The sequence below is a fragment of the Bacillus sp. 2205SS5-2 genome, assembly GCF_037024155.1.
Taxonomy (GTDB): Bacteria; Bacillota; Bacilli; order Bacillales; family Bacillaceae_K; genus Bacillus_CI.
Map to the genome: position 1 here is coordinate 46421 of NZ_JAYKTS010000016.1, position 16069 is coordinate 62489.

General features: G+C 39.8%; 15 protein-coding genes. 10 read left to right on the forward strand and 5 right to left on the reverse strand.

The annotated features are described in order from the left end of the window. Window positions 1-50: 50 nt before the first annotated feature. Window positions 51-800, reverse strand: a complete 750-nt coding sequence (locus tag U8D43_RS12025; RefSeq protein ID WP_442893600.1) for an RsfA family transcriptional regulator — start codon at window positions 798-800, stop codon at window positions 51-53. A gap of 320 nt (window positions 801-1120) precedes the next feature. On the opposite strand from U8D43_RS12025, the gene U8D43_RS12030 reads away from it, so the two are divergent. From U8D43_RS12030 to U8D43_RS12040, 3 genes are all read left to right on the forward strand, one after another. Next, window positions 1121-1345, forward strand: coding sequence for a YuzB family protein (locus U8D43_RS12030; protein ID WP_335871426.1), 225 nt, complete (start codon window positions 1121-1123; stop codon window positions 1343-1345). A gap of 193 nt (window positions 1346-1538) precedes the next feature. Further along, window positions 1539-2846 carry an HD domain-containing protein gene (locus U8D43_RS12035; protein WP_335871427.1) on the forward strand — a complete coding sequence of 436 codons (1308 nt, stop codon included), beginning with the start codon at window positions 1539-1541 and terminating at the stop codon, window positions 2844-2846. Window positions 2847-2978: 132 nt separating this feature from the next. After that, complete coding sequence (locus U8D43_RS12040; RefSeq protein ID WP_335871428.1) at window positions 2979-3479, forward strand: YwgA family protein; 501 nt, start codon at window positions 2979-2981, stop codon at window positions 3477-3479. A 138-nt stretch (window positions 3480-3617) separates the two neighbouring features. Here U8D43_RS12040 and thmT read toward each other — a convergent pair whose 3' ends face one another. After that, window positions 3618-3803 (reverse strand): 2-hydroxymuconate tautomerase, encoded by a 186-nt coding sequence (gene thmT / locus U8D43_RS12045; RefSeq protein WP_335871429.1) that lies wholly within the window; start codon window positions 3801-3803, stop codon window positions 3618-3620. A 125-nt stretch (window positions 3804-3928) separates the two neighbouring features. On the opposite strand from thmT, the gene U8D43_RS12050 reads away from it, so the two are divergent. Both U8D43_RS12050 and U8D43_RS12055 read left to right on the forward strand, forming a co-directional pair. After that, entirely contained in the window at window positions 3929-4591 is a 663-nt protein-coding gene (locus U8D43_RS12050) for a site-2 protease family protein (protein WP_335871430.1), read from the forward strand. Window positions 4592-4624: 33 nt separating this feature from the next. Next, window positions 4625-5134, forward strand: a complete 510-nt coding sequence (locus tag U8D43_RS12055; RefSeq protein ID WP_335871431.1) for a YwhD family protein — start codon at window positions 4625-4627, stop codon at window positions 5132-5134. A gap of 433 nt (window positions 5135-5567) precedes the next feature. Here the strand turns inward: U8D43_RS12055 and U8D43_RS12060 are convergent, their stop codons facing one another. Then, window positions 5568-7637: a transglycosylase domain-containing protein gene (locus U8D43_RS12060; RefSeq protein ID WP_335871432.1), complete on the reverse strand. Its 2070-nt coding sequence runs from the start codon at window positions 7635-7637 to the stop codon at window positions 5568-5570. A gap of 222 nt (window positions 7638-7859) precedes the next feature. Here U8D43_RS12060 and speE point away from each other — a divergent pair, with 222 nt between their 5' ends. From speE to U8D43_RS12085, 5 genes are all read left to right on the forward strand, one after another. Continuing rightward, the gene (gene speE / locus U8D43_RS12065) at window positions 7860-8690 is read left to right on the forward strand and encodes a spermidine synthase (RefSeq protein WP_335871433.1); all 831 of its coding nucleotides are present in this window, start codon (window positions 7860-7862) and stop codon (window positions 8688-8690) included. 18 nt (window positions 8691-8708) lie between these two features. Continuing rightward, a complete protein-coding gene (gene speB / locus U8D43_RS12070; RefSeq protein ID WP_335871477.1) occupies window positions 8709-9581 on the forward strand; it encodes an agmatinase in 873 nt (290 codons plus the stop codon). 678 nt (window positions 9582-10259) lie between these two features. Continuing rightward, a complete protein-coding gene (locus tag U8D43_RS12075; RefSeq protein ID WP_335871434.1) occupies window positions 10260-10703 on the forward strand; it encodes a YwiB family protein in 444 nt (147 codons plus the stop codon). Beyond that, window positions 10700-12370 carry an arginine--tRNA ligase gene (gene argS, locus U8D43_RS12080; protein ID WP_335871435.1) on the forward strand — a complete coding sequence of 557 codons (1671 nt, stop codon included), beginning with the start codon at window positions 10700-10702 and terminating at the stop codon, window positions 12368-12370. Before U8D43_RS12075 ends, argS begins: the two co-directional genes overlap by 4 nt. A 333-nt stretch (window positions 12371-12703) precedes the next feature. Next, window positions 12704-12871, forward strand: coding sequence for a XapX domain-containing protein (locus U8D43_RS12085; RefSeq protein ID WP_335871436.1), 168 nt, complete (start codon window positions 12704-12706; stop codon window positions 12869-12871). Window positions 12872-13407: 536 nt separating this feature from the next. On the opposite strand, the gene uvsE is transcribed toward U8D43_RS12085, so the two are convergent. After that, window positions 13408-14361, reverse strand: coding sequence for a UV DNA damage repair endonuclease UvsE (gene uvsE / locus U8D43_RS12090; RefSeq protein WP_335871478.1), 954 nt, complete (start codon window positions 14359-14361; stop codon window positions 13408-13410). 84 nt (window positions 14362-14445) lie between these two features. Then, window positions 14446-15630 (reverse strand): phospholipase D-like domain-containing protein, encoded by a 1185-nt coding sequence (locus U8D43_RS12095; protein ID WP_335871437.1) that lies wholly within the window; start codon window positions 15628-15630, stop codon window positions 14446-14448. Window positions 15631-16069 lie beyond the last annotated feature (439 nt).

Genomic DNA, 16069 nt, shown 5'->3' on the forward strand with positions numbered 1-16069 from the left:
TTTTTGGACATTTGCCTGTCGTCCCTGGGCAGCCACTTCCGCTTTTTGTTTTACTCTGCCATTTTTTCGAGGTTTCCGTTTCTGTCCATTTTGAAGGTTGGGGTTAGACGTTCTTCTTCTTCGAATAATACGAGTTTACGAGCTCGGTTCATGATTTGCATAAGGGTTTCGTAGTCTTCTTGCATGGTGACGGTGTTTTTTTCTAGGCTGGTTACTTTCTTTTGTAGTTCGTTATTTTGGCGTCTGAGTTCGGCAATTTCGTGTTTTAATCTTTGATTCTCGCTTTTCAATATATCAGATTGATAATTGGAAGAGCCGAGGTTTTGTAGAAAGAGAATGACTTTTTCTAATGACATATCTCCTTTGATTTCGGGTGCGGGCTTTGTTGTTTTTGTTACTTTTACTTGTTCTTCTACTTCTTGAGAAGCTTCTTGTTCTGTGGTGAAGTTTAGGTAGTCAGGTGACATTTCTGAACTTGCTTCCATTTCAATGGCTTCTAGTTCTTCAAATGATGGAGTTGGTGGTTGATAGAGTAATTTTTTCTTGCCACCTTGATCTTTTCCTAGGATGCGTTGACGTTGTTTGCGTTGCTTTTTTGCTAGTTGAAGAGCTTTTTCGTATTGATGGCGAACGACAGCATTCCAGCGAAATCCACAGGCTGCGGAGGTGCGATTTAGTTTATCTCCAACCTCTTCAAAGGCATTTAATTGTGTGCTTCCTTCTCGTACATGTCGTAGAACCGTTTCAGCTAGTAATAAATCATCTTCTTCAGACCAAGCATCTTGTCTAGTTTTCATCATCTCATCTCCCATTCCTTTCATGTTTACTACTATTAGGTTGACCAGATGAAGAGTTTTTCATACCAATATGTCAAATTTTTTTTATTCTAGTAGTTTGGTTGTATTTAAGCCTATTAGGCATAATAAAAAAACGCCATAAGATGGAACTTGCAATGAGTTTCGATAAACTGTACAATTTGCTAAGTGAAGAGATAGATTTCATTGAAATTTATACGGATTTTTTTGATTGTAAATCCGACTAATTGAACTAGTTATTTCAAAGAGACGAAAACATTCCGTTAATTAGAAGTTTCATTTTATATAGAAAGGGTTGTTGTCATATGACAAACGAATTCCGAGTTTGCGATGACTGCCAAGCCGTTAATTTAAAGACATTAGTACCAAAGTTAAAAGGGATTGATTCTTGTGCATCTGTAGAAGTCGGATGCCAATCATATTGCGGCCCTGGTCGTAAAAAGACTTTTGCTTTTGTAAATAATCGCCCACTTGCGGCTTTGACAGAAGAAGAATTAATGGAAAAAGTGAAAAAAAAGTTAAAAAAATAAATTTTTTCTCTATACGAACACAAAAATCATACGGTCGCCTTCTCTTATTAATTCTTAGGAGAAGGTGATTTTTTGTCAGGGTATTTCTCTGCAACTTGTCGAAAAGAATGAAAATAGAATTGCCATGGTCGAGATGATTGTTAAAGATAAAATCGCTATAATAGAAGCAAGATAAATAGGAAGAGGGGTAGCGATGGAGTACGCAAAGCAAAAATTAGATGAAGAAAAAGTATTTAAAGACCCTGTTCATCGGTATATCCATGTTCGTGACCGCGTGATCTGGGATCTAATTGGCACGAGGGAGTTTCAAAGACTGCGTCGGATTAAGCAGCTTGGTACGACCTATCTTACCTTTCACGGAGCAGAGCATAGTCGCTTTAATCACTCGTTAGGGGTGTACGAAATTGTTCGTAGAATCATTGATGACGTGTTTGTAGGACGTCGCGAATGGAATGAAGATCATCGTTTATTGTCCCTTTGTGCTGCTCTTCTTCATGATTTAGGCCATGGACCCTTTTCTCATTCCTTTGAAAAAGTGTTTGAACTAGATCATGAACATTTCACGCAACGAATCATTTTGGGCGATACGGAAGTAAATTCTTGTCTTCGACGTGTGGACGAGCAGTTCCCCAAGAAAGTCGCTGAAGTTATCGAAAAAACCTCAGAAAATAAAATAGTCGTCAGTTTAATTTCTAGTCAAATTGATGCTGATCGCATGGATTATTTGCAACGAGATGCCTATTTTACAGGTGTAAGCTATGGGCATTTTGATATGGAACGCATACTACGTGTGATGCGTCCTCGTGAAGATCAAGTCGTGATTAAACAAAGCGGAATGCATGCCGTTGAGGACTATATTATGAGTCGTTATCAAATGTATTGGCAAGTGTATTTTCACCCTGTAACGCGAAGTGCTGAAGTCGTGTTGACGAAGATCCTACATCGAGCGAAGTGGCTATATGAAAATGGTTACACGTTTCAACAAAATCCTACTCATTTCTATTCGTTGTTTCAAGAAAAAGTGGAGGTTGAAGATTATATTCGTTTAGATGAAGCCATTATTCTTTATTATTTCCAAATGTGGCAGGAGGAAGAGGATGCTATTTTGCGAGACCTTTCCTGTCGATTTATGAATCGAAACTTGTTTAAATATGTAGAATACGATCCAGCTAAAGAGTACAAGAAAACAAAAGAGCTAGAAAAGCTGTTTCAACAAGCTGGAATTGATCCTGACTATTACTTAGTCATGGATTCATCGTCGGATCTTCCATATGATTTTTATCGTCCAGGCGAAGAGGAAGAACGTCTGCCAATTCACCTATTAACACCAGCTAATGAGCTAAAAGAATTGTCCAGACAGTCTCACATTGTGAGCGGAATTTCAGGGAAGAGGCGAACCGACCATAAACTCTATTTTCCTGGAGATTTCCTAACAGATGATTCAACTCATCCCGAACTCAAAAAACAAATTCGGGAGATATTAGATTTATCTTTTAATTAGTCTCTTTTCGGTGTGATTTCGGTCTGGAAAAATTACGAGACGATGCTGCGATACCTATTAGTAAACTGGAGTATATCCTGTTGCCAAAACAGCCTTAATCCTTGAGAAGTATAGAAGTAGGAGATGAACAATGTGCTAAAAGATCATGCTAAAATCGTTGGGGCTTTGCTGGCTTCTGGAGAAGTAGTCGGGCGCAAAAAGCTACAAAAAATGATATATATTTCGAAAAAACTGACTTTTCCGTTTCAAGAAAAGTTTCAGTTTCATTTTTTCGGACCGTATTCAGAGGAATTAACACAGAGAGTAGAAGAGCTTTGTGATATGGGTTTTATTCAAGAAGTGAAAGAGAAAAAGGGCGGTTACTTTCAATATCGATACACGGTAACAGAAGAGGGGAAGGACTTTCTAACTCTGTATGAGCAGGACATGCCGAATTTAGATCTTTGCCTATCGAAGATGAATGATGAGCCTTCTCGCTTTTTAGAGCTTGTATCGACTGTTTTGTATTTTGACGAGCTTGTCAAAGAGGAAGTGGCGGAAAAAGTTTTTACTTTAAAGAGCAAGCAAAAATATACGATGGAAGAAATTGATGAAGCCTATGCGTATATTGAAGGGTTGAAAACAATTCAATAATTGGATTTGATAGGAAAAGGCTGACTTTCGTTGGAAGTCAGCCTTTTCTAAAATGAATTTTGGGGCTAAAACAAGCACCAGCAGCTAGAGGTCCATCAAATAACAAAAGACGTTCAAGCCACCTTTAGTTTTATCCTCTTACTCATCGCTTAAGCGTTTGCCACCAACGGCATAATGTTGCTTCGACATTTCCTCAATAAACACGACGATCTTTTCCTCAGGAGCACCTGTTGTTTCGCTAACAGCATTTGTCACCTTCTCAACGAGTGCTTTTTTTTGTTCATCAGAGCGCCCTTCAAGCATTTTTACCGTAACGTAAGGCATGATTCATTCCTCCAGCGTACAAAATTTGGTACAATCAAATTAGTTGTTCTTTACTAGTCTATTTTTTTCAGCAAATGAATTCAAGCAACCGTACATAATTATTTTCTTAGAAGGAGTAGAAGGACTTGGACTTTTTAGAAAGCATATTACGTTTTTCGTTAGAGGAGCTACCATTTATCGTTATCGCGCTGATTGTAGCGTTTACGGTTCATGAGTTTGCTCATGCTTATACAGCATTGAAATTTGGGGATGATACCGCCGCAAAAAAGGGGAGGGTAACACTCAATCCGATTCAACATTTAGATCCATTTGGGACGATTTTAATTTTAATCGCTGGATTTGGGTGGGCACGTCCGGTTCCGGTCAATCGTTTTAATTTGAGACGACCACGTTTACATAGTATTTTGGTGACCGCAGCTGGCCCGCTTAGCAACTTTATTATTGCGTTTATCTCATATGGAATCTTGTTTCTCCTAGTGAATTTTGGAGGAAGCTCAGAGATTATGTCGTTCTTAGTTGATCTTTTTAACACAATGGGCTACTTGAATATATTATTATTCGTGTTTAATTTATTGCCATTCCCTCCACTAGATGGCTACCGCATTATTGAAGATCTTGTTTCGCCTAGAGTTCGGCCAACTCTAGTTAAATACGAACAATATGGAATCGTGATTTTCTTGATCATGGTCATTACACCATTAGACCAATATACGATTTGGCCATTTTTAGAAATAGGAATCTCCACTGTCAATAACGCTTTTATTTTGTTTTATAGTAGTTTTTTTTAGTGAATTAAAGTTAAAGAAAAGGAGGATGTACAAATGGAAGAGAATAAAAAGAAAAAAGTGGGCTTTAATATTATTAAAAACGATCCGACCGATGGACATGGCGGGTATGGGGTAGGGTCGTTAACCTTGGACAATATTTCGCCCGTGATTATTGATGTAGAAGAAAAAGAAGCTGTCATCGATGTAGGGGCGATGCATGCCCGCAGTGTGGCTGAAAAGGGGATTAAGTTCACAACCAACCGCGATGATTCTGCAGGAGGAAAAGCGTATTGGTTAGTCTGGGTCACGATTGATCGAAAGCAAGAGGGACCGTATTATGCAGGAGTGACGGCTTGCGAGATGGTTGTGAACCGTGAAAAAAGACGTGGTTATAAATTTCTACCAGATCATGTGAATAAAATGGACAAATCATTGAAGCGTAAAATCATGGTCGACGAGATGGATGAAAGTTCAAAAGTAGTATTAGCTGAATTCTTAAGAAGTCACAATGAGGATATGTGGAACGCTTCAAATGATGAATTAAAAAAAGGGTTAGAAAAATAACCTATATTTTTACAATAACGTGAACAAACTATGACATTTTTTTGAAAGCTTCGTTCACATCTTGCTCAACGAAGGGAAACAAAGTAAACTAAAAACACATCAGCACAGATGTAAAGCTAGGACATGAAAAAACCTCGGGTTCCGCACAAGCCTGAGGTTTTTTCTTTTTTATGTGCAGTGCAACAAAAAAACTGATTTGTGCAACATAAAAGAGAGCTAGTGCAACAAAAAATCCACTAGACGTAACAAAAGCCCCTCCTATCGTATGAAAAAGAGGGACGGGCCATGCTTCAACGGAAAAAACCTCGGGCAGTGCACACGCCCGAGGTTTCTTACTGTTTTATAGTGGTAGTGCAACAAAAAAACTGATTTCTTACTTTTTATCTAGAAGTGAAGAAGTTTTCAGTAGGAAAGGATTTCATCTGTCGAAATTCTACGAGAAGAAATCGACAAATCGGTCAAATAAGGATTTTCCTTCTTTTTTCTTGTCTTTCTTCTCTTTAGGTTCAGTTGGTGATTCAATATGGTCATAACAATACTCTTCTGGCTCAGTACCTATTACATAATATGTTTCGCGGGCGACCGGGCAATCCTCGGTCGCGAGTTTTCCGTTATGAGGGTCGATCATTACGCCGACCACATTGCCCGTTGGTTTGAATTCTTTCACAGGTTCCTCTTTTAACGCTTCTTCCATAAATTGTGCCCACACATATTTAGCGGGATACTTATCTTCGGTTTTAGTGAGTCTGCTACCGTCATCATACCCCGTCCAGACGCCTGCTGTTAATTGAGGGGAGGACCCGATCATCCAGTTATCCCAATTAGTTGTTCCGGATTTACCGGAGTAGGTACGCGTGATCTCATCTAGCACCGTACTACCGGTTACACGAGCATAATCTTCATTTAACTTAGGGTCAAAGGTACCTTCCATCATATGGGTGAGGACAAAGGCTAAATCTGGGTTCAGCAGTTGTTCTTTTTTCTGCTTGTGCTCGTAAATTATTTTTCCGTCTGCAGAGACTACTTTTGTAATGAACACGGGATGAATTTCTTTTCCACCGTTGGCTAATAACGCATAGGCGTTAACCATCTCAATTACCGACGCTTCGTACGTTCCGAGAGCTGCAGAAGGTTTCGGTTTGATTTCTGAGGTTAGTCCGAATTTTTTTGCCGTATCAACGAGTGCCTCTTCTCCGATAAACATATGGGTTTTAACTGCAAATACATTATCACTTAGTCCAATGGCTTGTGGTAAGGTGATTGAACCATCAGCGTACCGATTGTCATAATTATGAGGAGTGTATTCACTTTGCCCATCGTCGAATTTGAAGGTGGTTAATTCACTTCTCATCGTCGTCGAGGGCGTAAACCCTGTTTCTAAGGCTGCATAATACAGTAATGGCTTAATCGTTGAACCAGGTTGGCGCTGGGCTTGGACGGCTCGGTTAAACGGACTTTCTTCAAAATCCAAACCACCTACCATGGCGGTCACATAGCCATTTTTCGGATTAATCGATGTGAAGCCGACCTGAAGTCCCGTATCAGGCATATGATCCTTGACCGCTTTTTCAGCAACTTCTTGATGCTTCGTATTTAAGGTTGTATAAATACTTAATCCGCCCAACTCAAGTGCCGCTTCATCAATATTGAGCTGGTTTTTGAGGATGTTTTTGACTCTTTCTTGAAAACTACCCGCAATTTCATTTACAGAATGCTCATGCCTTCCGATGTACTCAAGCGCCTCCTGTTTTGCTTCTTGTTTCTCAGCCAGCGTAATCTTTTCATCTCGCTCTAATTCGGATAATACAATCGCTTGTCTATCTTTTGCTTTTGCTTCGTTTATGATTGGCGAGTAATGACCGGGTGCTTTCGGAATTCCGGCAAGCATTGCTGACTGAGCCAATGAAAGCTCTTTGGCGCTTTTACCGAAATAGAACTGACTCGCAGCTTCGATTCCATAGGCACCGTGACCGTAATAAATCGTGTTTAAATAGCCTTCAAGTATATCGGCTTTACTATAATTCATTTCCATCCGGATTGTAAAAAATGCTTCGTTAAATTTTCGTTGCCATGTTTTATCATGGCTTAAATATAAATTTCGAGCGTACTGTTGCGTAATCGTGCTAGCTCCTTGGACTTTAGCCATCGCTTTAACATCAGCTAATACTGCGCCGGCAATTCGTTTGAAATCAAAGCCATTATGATCATAAAAGCTTTTGTCCTCTACGGCGAGGGTAGATTGAATCAGAGCAGGCGAGATGTCATCGAGTGTGACCCAATAGCGCTTCTCACCACTATTACTCTCTCCAATAATCACCTCATCAGCAGAATAATAGAGAGTCGATTGAGGAACAGCTAAAGGTGGTGGGCCTTTTATTTTGGCGTATAATAAGACACCAAGAAATAAAGAAAGTAGGAAAATCGCCAAAATCATGCCAATCAAAAGGGCGGCTCTTACATACTTAAGTGTTCGTTGAAACCTTTCGTTCGTCATTAGCTCCATTCATTTCACTCTTTCTATGAATAGTAGAGTAGCATCTTACTATTAGTATGAAGCTATTAGAGAGGTTTTAAACCAAATCCAGCAGAAAATTTTCCTTGTAATTTTGCTAGATTCGATTATACTTTTTCTGATGTTTGTATTTAAGTAGTTGGGGAAGGATAAAAATGATGCCTTTGCAAACACAAGAATAGATGAGATGGAATTAAGAAAGGAAGATGAAAAATGGGTGGATTTTGGTTTACAGAAAAACAGACAGAAAACTTCGGAATTACGATGAAAATTAATCGCACATTACATACAGAACAAACCGACTTTCAGAAATTAGAAATGGCAGAAACAGCAGAATGGGGAAATATGTTATTCCTTGATGGGATGGTCATGACCTCACAAAAAGACGAGTTCGTTTATCATGAAATGGTCGCGCATGTACCGCTATTTACACATCCCAACCCAGAAACAGTTCTTGTTGTTGGCGGTGGAGACGGAGGCGTTATTCGTGAAGTGCTGAAGCATCCGAGCGTGAAAAAAGCAGTTCTTGTCGAAATCGACGGGAAAGTAATCGAGTACTCCAAACAATACTTGCCAGAAATCGCAGGTGAATTAGAGAACGAGCGCGTAGAAGTGAAAGTTGACGATGGCTTCATGCATATCGCCCAAAGTGAAAATATCTACGACGTTATTATGGTGGACTCGACTGAACCGGTGGGACCAGCGGTAAACTTATTTTCCAAAGGATTTTACGCAGGTATCTCCAAGGCCCTAAAAGAAGACGGGATCTTTGTTGCGCAAACGGACAATCCTTGGTTTAAAGCAGATCTAATCCGTACTGTCCAACGTGATGTAAAAGAAATTTTTCCAATTACAAATCTTTATATCGCAAACATCCCAACGTATCCAAGTGGCTTATGGACATTTACAGTAGGATCGAAAAAACATAATCCTCTAGAAGTTCAAGAAGATCGATTCCATGAAATCGATACTAAATATTACACAAAAGAGCTTCATAAAGCTGCTTTTGTACTTCCGAAATTTGTAAAAGATTTAACAGAATAGAAAAGAGGGTGCTCATTGATGCGTTTTGATGAAGCTTATTCAGGTAATGTATTTATTAAAAGTCATCCATCCTATGACGAAAGTGCGGTCGTACTTTACGGTATGCCAATGGACTGGACGGTTAGCTATCGACCGGGTTCTCGCTTCGGTCCGACTCGTATTCGCGAGGTATCGATTGGACTAGAAGAATACAGTGTGTACTTAGATCGCGAACTAGAAGAAGTGAAGTATTTCGACGCAGGGGATATCCCGCTTCCATTTGGCAATCCACAGCGAAGCATCGAAATGATTGAAGATTATGTGGATCACCTTCTAAGCGACGGGAAAATCCCATTCGGCATGGGCGGGGAACATTTAGTGTCTTGGCCTGTGATGAAAGCAATGGCTAAGAAATATCCAGATCTTGCGATTATCCATATGGATGCCCACACTGATTTGCGTGAAGAGTATGAAGGTGAATCGCTTTCGCACTCCACGCCCATTCGGAAAATCGCCGAGCATATCGGGCCGAAAAATGTGTACTCTTTCGGCATTCGTTCGGGAATGAAGGAAGAATTTCAATGGGCAAAAGAAAACGGCATGCATATCTCCAAATTTGATGTGCATCAGCCGTTAAAAGAAATCCTCCCAACCTTAGCAGGACGTCCGGTGTATGTGACGATTGATATCGATGTACTCGATCCGGCACACGCACCAGGAACGGGAACAGTCGATTGCGGTGGGATTACAACCAAAGAGCTACTAGCATCGATTCATTCTATTGCTCGTTCAAATGTTAAGGTTGTCGGCTGTGATTTAGTGGAAGTTGCCCCAATTTATGATAACTCGGAACAAACAGCGAATACAGCGAGTAAGCTGATTCGTGAAATGCTCTTAGGTTGGATGAAATAGACCGTTGAAGCGAATATCCCATTCCCCTTAGAAGTGGCGAGGTACACTTCTAAGGGTTTTTTTTGATATGGCTCTTTTCGTAGACTTTGTTGCTATCGGCATAAAGAAAAAACAGGCAGTAAGATTTTTTAGACGGATTTCTTATTTTTTATCTAGAAATAGATAATTTTTCATTAGGAAAAAAGTACGAAGTCATACAAATCAGGGAATCTATTCCTATTCGAAAGCCACAATCTTTGCGAAAACAGCCTTTTATATTGAATACGGTTTTAGGATAGAGGCTGTTTTTGCAATGGTTGTCGCTATTAGTACCAATGGATGATTTAGCTTTGTTTCTAGGCATCTTTTCATCTAATTCTGATGGAAATCAACAGCGAAATAGGGGAGACCACTATTATTAGACTTTAGCGACCATGTAAATGAGGACCTCCATGTTGACGAACCAAACCGTCACCATCTCCCATGAAAACAGCCATTTATATTCCAATAAAGTTTTTAAACTGATTTATTTGCGGCAAGATAAATAATTTAGAGGCACCTTAATATTCCCTTTTTAATCCAAAGAGCCTAGATAGAAAGTCTAAAAGCAATTCTTCTGGGTGAATCATTGCTTTTTTGCTTAAACCTTCTTATACTTAATTAGTTATAAAGACAAATACTGAAAAGGAAGTGAATCCATTGACAGAACGTGATCAGGATTACACCCCTGTCAAAATTCACCTGACGACAGATATCACTCAAGAAGGTGAAAAAGAGTCCATCTCCTTCACTACTTTTGGCCGATACTATCAAAAAGGAGGCGCCTCCTTTTTAAAATATGAGGAAGTATTAGAAGAAGGTACAGTCAGAACGATTGTTAAAATAAAAGAAGACACCGGCTTGATTTTGCGAGGTGGAGCGGTCAAGATGCGCTTAGCATTTCAGCGAGAATCAGCGATGAATGGATCATATGAAAGTCCGCATGGAACCTTTCTATTGGAAACAAAAACAAGAAATCTACGCCATAAACAACAGAGTGATTCAAATGGAGAAATTCTGTTAACATATGATTTATCCATGCAAGGAACCGTGGTTGGCACATATAAAATGAAACTTACATATAAGGAGGATGTTGAAGCATGAATATCGTCGAAGTAGTCCAAGAGAAGTTAAAGCTTGAAATCAAAGAAGCGGTCTTAAAAGCAGGACTTGCCGCAGAAGAACAAATTCCGAGTGTCATTCTAGAAACACCGAAGGAAAAGACCCACGGAGATTATTCTACAAATATGGCGATGCAGCTCGCGCGTGTTGCCAAAAAGGCCCCAAGAATGATTGCGGATGAGATTGTTGCCAACTTTGATAAAACAAAAGCGTCAATTGAAAAGATTGATATCGCCGGCCCAGGATTTATTAATTTTCATATGAATAACAGCTATTTAACGGAGCTGATTCCAACGATTTTAGAACAAAAAGAAAAGTACGGAGAATCCCAAGCTGGAAAAGGCGAGAAAGTGAACGTCGAGTTTGTTTCCGCTAATCCTACAGGAGATTTACACCTCGGTCACGCACGCGGGGCTGCGGTGGGTGATTCCTTATCAAATGTTCTAGCCAAGGCGGGGTATAAGGTGACTCGGGAATATTATATTAACGACGCCGGAAATCAAATAAATAATCTAGCACTTTCTGTAGAAGCTCGCTATTTCCAAGCTTTAGGACTAGAAAAGGATATGCCAGAAGACGGCTATCAAGGAGCCGATATAATTGGAATCGGAAAAGAGCTCGCAAGTGAATTTGGAGAAAAATATGTACAAGTCGATGAAAAAGAACGTTTTGATTTCTTCCGGGCTTACGGGTTAAAATTCGAAATGGCTAAGCTGAAACAAGATTTAGAAAGCTTCCGAGTTCCGTTCGATGTTTGGTATTCAGAAACATCCCTTTACGAAAATGGGAAAATCGACAATGCCTTAAAAACGTTAAAAGAAAATGGGCATGTCTATGAGGAAGAAGGGGCAACCTGGTTCAACTCAATGTCATTTGGCGATGATAAAAACCGTGTTCTGATTAAAAATGATGGCACCTACACTTACTTAACACCAGATATTTCGTATCATCAAGATAAATTTGATCGTGATCATGATGTGTTAATCAACATATGGGGTGCAGACCATCATGGCTACATTCCTCGCATGAAAGCAGCGGTGGAGGCACTTGGATTCAATCCGGAAAAGCTAGAAGTAGAAGTGATTCAACTTGTGCACCTTTATAAAAATGGTGAAAAGATGAAAATGAGTAAACGGACGGGTAAAGCAGTTACGATGCGTGAACTAGTTGATGAAGTTGGCCTCGATGCGGTTCGTTATTTCTTTGCGATGAGAAGTGGCGATACGCATATGGATTTTGATCTTGATTTAGCCGTGTCACAATCAAACGAAAATCCCGTATATTATGCACAATATGCACACGCACGAATTTCTTCAATCCTGCGTCAAGCAAGTGAACAAGGGAAGACGATTGATGGAAGCGCCGATTTCTCTCTCATCAAAGAGGAAAAAGAAATTGATCTACTGAAAAAAATAGGTGATTTCCCAATTGTTGTGGCAGATTCAGCGTTGAACCGTACCCCGCATCGAATTGCGACGTACGTGAATGAATTGGCTTCAACTTTCCATAGCTTCTATAATGCAGCCAAGGTTTTAGATGATAGCAACCCTGAGCTTACACAAGCTCGTTTAGCGTTAGTTCGCACAGTTCAAATTACGCTGCAAAATTCATTAGCATTGATTGGCGTATCTGCTCCAGAAAAAATGTAAATGTCTCAACCCGAGAGATTGAAGATTCTCTCGGGTTTATTTTAGTTTAAATTGTGACTTTTCGAATGGGAATATATCCCTTGAGTTGTATGACTTCGTGCTCTTTTCCTAATGAAAACTTTTCCACTTCTAGATAAAAAATAAGAAATTACTCGAAAAAAACTTACTTCCTGTTTTTTCTTTGTGCCAATAGCAACAAAGTATAACAAAAGCCACAATCTTTGCGAAAACAGTCAGTTAAGAAGAACGGCGGAGGGGACTCATTTTGTTTTCTTTCATAATAGTAAGGGAATAGGGAAAGGCTAAACCTATAAAACTGATGGAGGGAACAATATGAAAGTTGTCTTACTTGCCATTTTAACCGGCTTTATCGTCGGATTTGTATTTGCTTTACTAAAATTACCGATTCCTGCCCCACCTGCACTCGCAGGAATAATGGGGATTGTCGGGATTTATCTTGGATTTAAAGCCTATGAGTACATTTTAACCTTGATGAATTAGCCATTATAACGGCATGACAAAAGAGTACCTTTGAATCAAGGTACTCTTTATGTTTGTCTTTTTTTCGCAAGGTTCTTTTCGTATACATTGTGGCTATTTCATCTGATTTTTGACTAAATCCTCCATTTCATTGTTGATTTCTATCATAAACAGACGAAATGATGCCCGAATCAAAGCTATATCACAGATAATTAACTGATACGAATAGGAATATGACCCTTGCCTGTATGCTTTTGTGCTCTTATCCAAACAGGAAAATGGTGATTCCTACAAAAAATAAGAATTACCTCGAAGAAGCCCTACTGCCTGTACTATCTTCGTGCGAGGAGCAAAAAAATTCACAAAAAAGCGTTTAAAGTAGACATACATTAGGAATATACGGGCCTGATTCTTCAAAAGTAGTTATTTCAATGGTCAATTAATCAGAACTAGCTGAACTTTGAACATTTTTTTCATGTCTTGCCGGTGTAGTCTTTGACAAGCTGGGGAATCCCACTATTTTAGGCTCAATCGCCACAAGCGTAACGAAAGAAGCCTTACATCATGAGGGTCCCGCCGCCAATCCGCTTGACCCCTCGAATAGATGAAAGATCCTCAATTAACTGCCGCATCGCCAAATCCTTGCTTTTCGCTTCAATCATAAAATCAACGTCGGTATCGAACTTTCTTAGTGCCGCAAAAAATCCTTCAATAAACCGGGCGTCTACATAATCAGCGTGTGCACGAAAGGCGTTATCTGATTTCGGAGAGGAGATATGAACCTTGGGAATTAACTTGCGGTGCTGCCAAGTAGCAAAGATATCGGCTATGTAATCTTCGATTGGGCCGGCGGTTGGGTTCGCTACGTGATGGTGAATATCGAGCACCATCGGAATGTTTTCTTCTTGACACACCGTCAATGTTTCCTCGACATTATAGGTTTTATCATCGTTTTCAAGCGTCATCACATCTTTCACTTCTTTTGGTAACAATTGAAGATTATCATAAAAGCGAACGAGAGTACCATTCTTATCTCCGTAACTGCCGCCGATGTGAATATTAACCACTGCCTGTTCTTCAATGCTCATGGCTTTTAGCATGTCATAGTGAAACTGCATACCACCAACAGCGTTGTCGGTGACCTGTTGACGCGAACTGGTGAATAAAGTGAACTGATTAGGATGAAAACTCGGGCGAATGGAAAATTGGCGGACAAGTCGACCAAGCTCTGCCCACTCTTCTCGAAAAGGGGTAATAAAATCCCACGCTACTTCAGGATGTGTGGCCAGTGGGACAAGCGAACTAGAAAAGCGGTAAAGCGGGATCTCATGTGCCGCTAAATAGTAGAGAATTCGTTTCGTATGTTGAAGATTAAGAGAGGTCACTTCTAATAATTTCTCCTGGCCTTCCTTTTCGCCAAGCTGCTGATATCGTTTGAAGGTGACTGTCTTTGAAGGGCTAGCATCCCAAAGTTCTAGTGCGTTGGCAACAAAACCGAATCGTATTTTCATGTGAATGTATTTCCCCTTTTTCATGTAGATGTCAAACAAGAATTCGTCATTGTTCAGAATCAAGCTTGCTTGAATAGACTATTTCTATAAAAAATAAGAGAAGATGCTAGCAAAAAATTCTTTTATGCGCACCTGAATACCTACTTGCTTTAATTCCTGCGCTGTTAAGTGATGAGACTTTTCAACGTCGGTTTCGATGGTGCGGACAATCTGTTCGATAAGCCCTAGGTCCGATATTATGTTATTCAACTCAAAATTCAAAAACAAGCTACGTTTATCAAAGTTTGCTGTCCCGACATCAGCAATTTTCTTATCAACAACAAAGACCTTCCCGTGAAAGAAGCCATCCTTATATTGAAAAACTTTTGCCCCGAGTGGAATGATTTTTCGAAAATGCTTAAAAGAGGCTTCTTTCACTAAGACATGATCTGCCTCTTGTGGAACGAGAATCCGAAGCTCAACCCTGCGTTCTAAGGCTCTGATAAGGGCTTGCTCCAGCTTGGGAGTTGGGATGAAATAGGGCGTGCAGATAATGAGCGTCTGCTCTGCTTTTTCGATAAGGTCATAAAATAAATCCTCAAGCTTTACCCCTTCGCTTGGATAGAATTGATGCGCCATTTTTTCTTTAGGTAGCGGCGGGAAAAGCGACGAATCTTCAAATAAGGTGGAATCATTCCACTCAAATAAAAACTCACGCTGAAGATCTTGAACCCCCTCGCCTTTGATGCGAAGATGATAGTCTCGCCACGGTGAAAGATGTTTTTTACCCTGGTCAACATATTGTAATCCAACGTTGTAGCCCCCCAAATATCCAATTTTTCCGTCAATCACTGTCACTTTCCGGTGATTACGTTGTTGAATGGAAAAGAGTAAAAACGGTAGTCGTGGCTTAAGAGAAAATTGGACATGAACACCATTCTTTTCTAGGCGCTGGACGAGCGATTTTTTTATTTTTAGGCTACCAAGTCGATCCATAACCAATCGAATGGTTAATCCTTGGCGTGCCTTGTCCTCTAAAGACGCAAGAAATTCGAGTCCAAATGAATCATCTTCCACAGCATAAAACAAGACATGTATACTCTTTTGTGCCTGCTGAAAATCAACAAACATTTGCTGGAAAAGTTGCGGACCGCTGGAATAAAACTCGATCTGACTCTGCCGCTCCGGATACTCACGCGTAGTCAGTTTTTTTTTAAAAAAATACTTTCCTAAAGATAAATCTGCCACGACCCAAATGAGCAGGGCGGTTATTATGATTAGCCACCACATAAAATTCCCTCTTTCACCATCAGTATTGTTAGTATGTCCCTGAACCCCTATACTTAAAAACTTCCCGTTCAAGTTGGACGCAAACAGAGAGAAAAGGGTGGAATGCAACAAAAAAGGTGGTAAGTGCAACAATTTAGGTCATCAGTGCATCTTATTTCCCAACTTATGGTCCTGTTTAAGCTTCCTGTGGATAATTGACTAAATCAGTTGGAGCGGTAATTAATACCTCTGATTAGCAAGGCTTTATTAAAATGAAAAATTTAAATTCAAACGATAATTGCTTGAATTATGAAAAAAAATAATATTCGATTTAGCAGGGATATGAAGAAAAATGGTGAATTGTATGAGAATACGCACATTTAAGGGGAAGAAATGTGGAAAAGAAACGACAAAAACCATTGACTGAATGCTCATTCATTATATAATGGAACTAAGGAAC

What these genes read in the sequence shown, in the direction of transcription:
- U8D43_RS12025 (WP_442893600.1), bottom strand. Translation starts at nt 800, where the DNA reads ATGATGAAAACTAGACAAGATGCTTGGTCTGAAGAAGATGATTTATTA.
- U8D43_RS12030 (WP_335871426.1), top strand. Translation starts at nt 1,121, where the DNA reads ATGACAAACGAATTCCGAGTTTGCGATGACTGCCAAGCCGTTAATTTA.
- U8D43_RS12035 (WP_335871427.1), top strand. Translation starts at nt 1,539, where the DNA reads ATGGAGTACGCAAAGCAAAAATTAGATGAAGAAAAAGTATTTAAAGAC.
- thmT (WP_335871429.1), bottom strand. Translation starts at nt 3,803, where the DNA reads ATGCCTTACGTTACGGTAAAAATGCTTGAAGGGCGCTCTGATGAACAA.
- U8D43_RS12055 (WP_335871431.1), top strand. Translation starts at nt 4,625, where the DNA reads ATGGAAGAGAATAAAAAGAAAAAAGTGGGCTTTAATATTATTAAAAAC.
- U8D43_RS12060 (WP_335871432.1), bottom strand. Translation starts at nt 7,637, where the DNA reads ATGGAGCTAATGACGAACGAAAGGTTTCAACGAACACTTAAGTATGTA.
- speE (WP_335871433.1), top strand. Translation starts at nt 7,860, where the DNA reads ATGGGTGGATTTTGGTTTACAGAAAAACAGACAGAAAACTTCGGAATT.
- speB (WP_335871477.1), top strand. Translation starts at nt 8,709, where the DNA reads ATGCGTTTTGATGAAGCTTATTCAGGTAATGTATTTATTAAAAGTCAT.
- argS (WP_335871435.1), top strand. Translation starts at nt 10,700, where the DNA reads ATGAATATCGTCGAAGTAGTCCAAGAGAAGTTAAAGCTTGAAATCAAA.
- U8D43_RS12085 (WP_335871436.1), top strand. Translation starts at nt 12,704, where the DNA reads ATGAAAGTTGTCTTACTTGCCATTTTAACCGGCTTTATCGTCGGATTT.
- uvsE (WP_335871478.1), bottom strand. Translation starts at nt 14,361, where the DNA reads ATGAAAATACGATTCGGTTTTGTTGCCAACGCACTAGAACTTTGGGAT.
- U8D43_RS12095 (WP_335871437.1), bottom strand. Translation starts at nt 15,630, where the DNA reads ATGTGGTGGCTAATCATAATAACCGCCCTGCTCATTTGGGTCGTGGCA.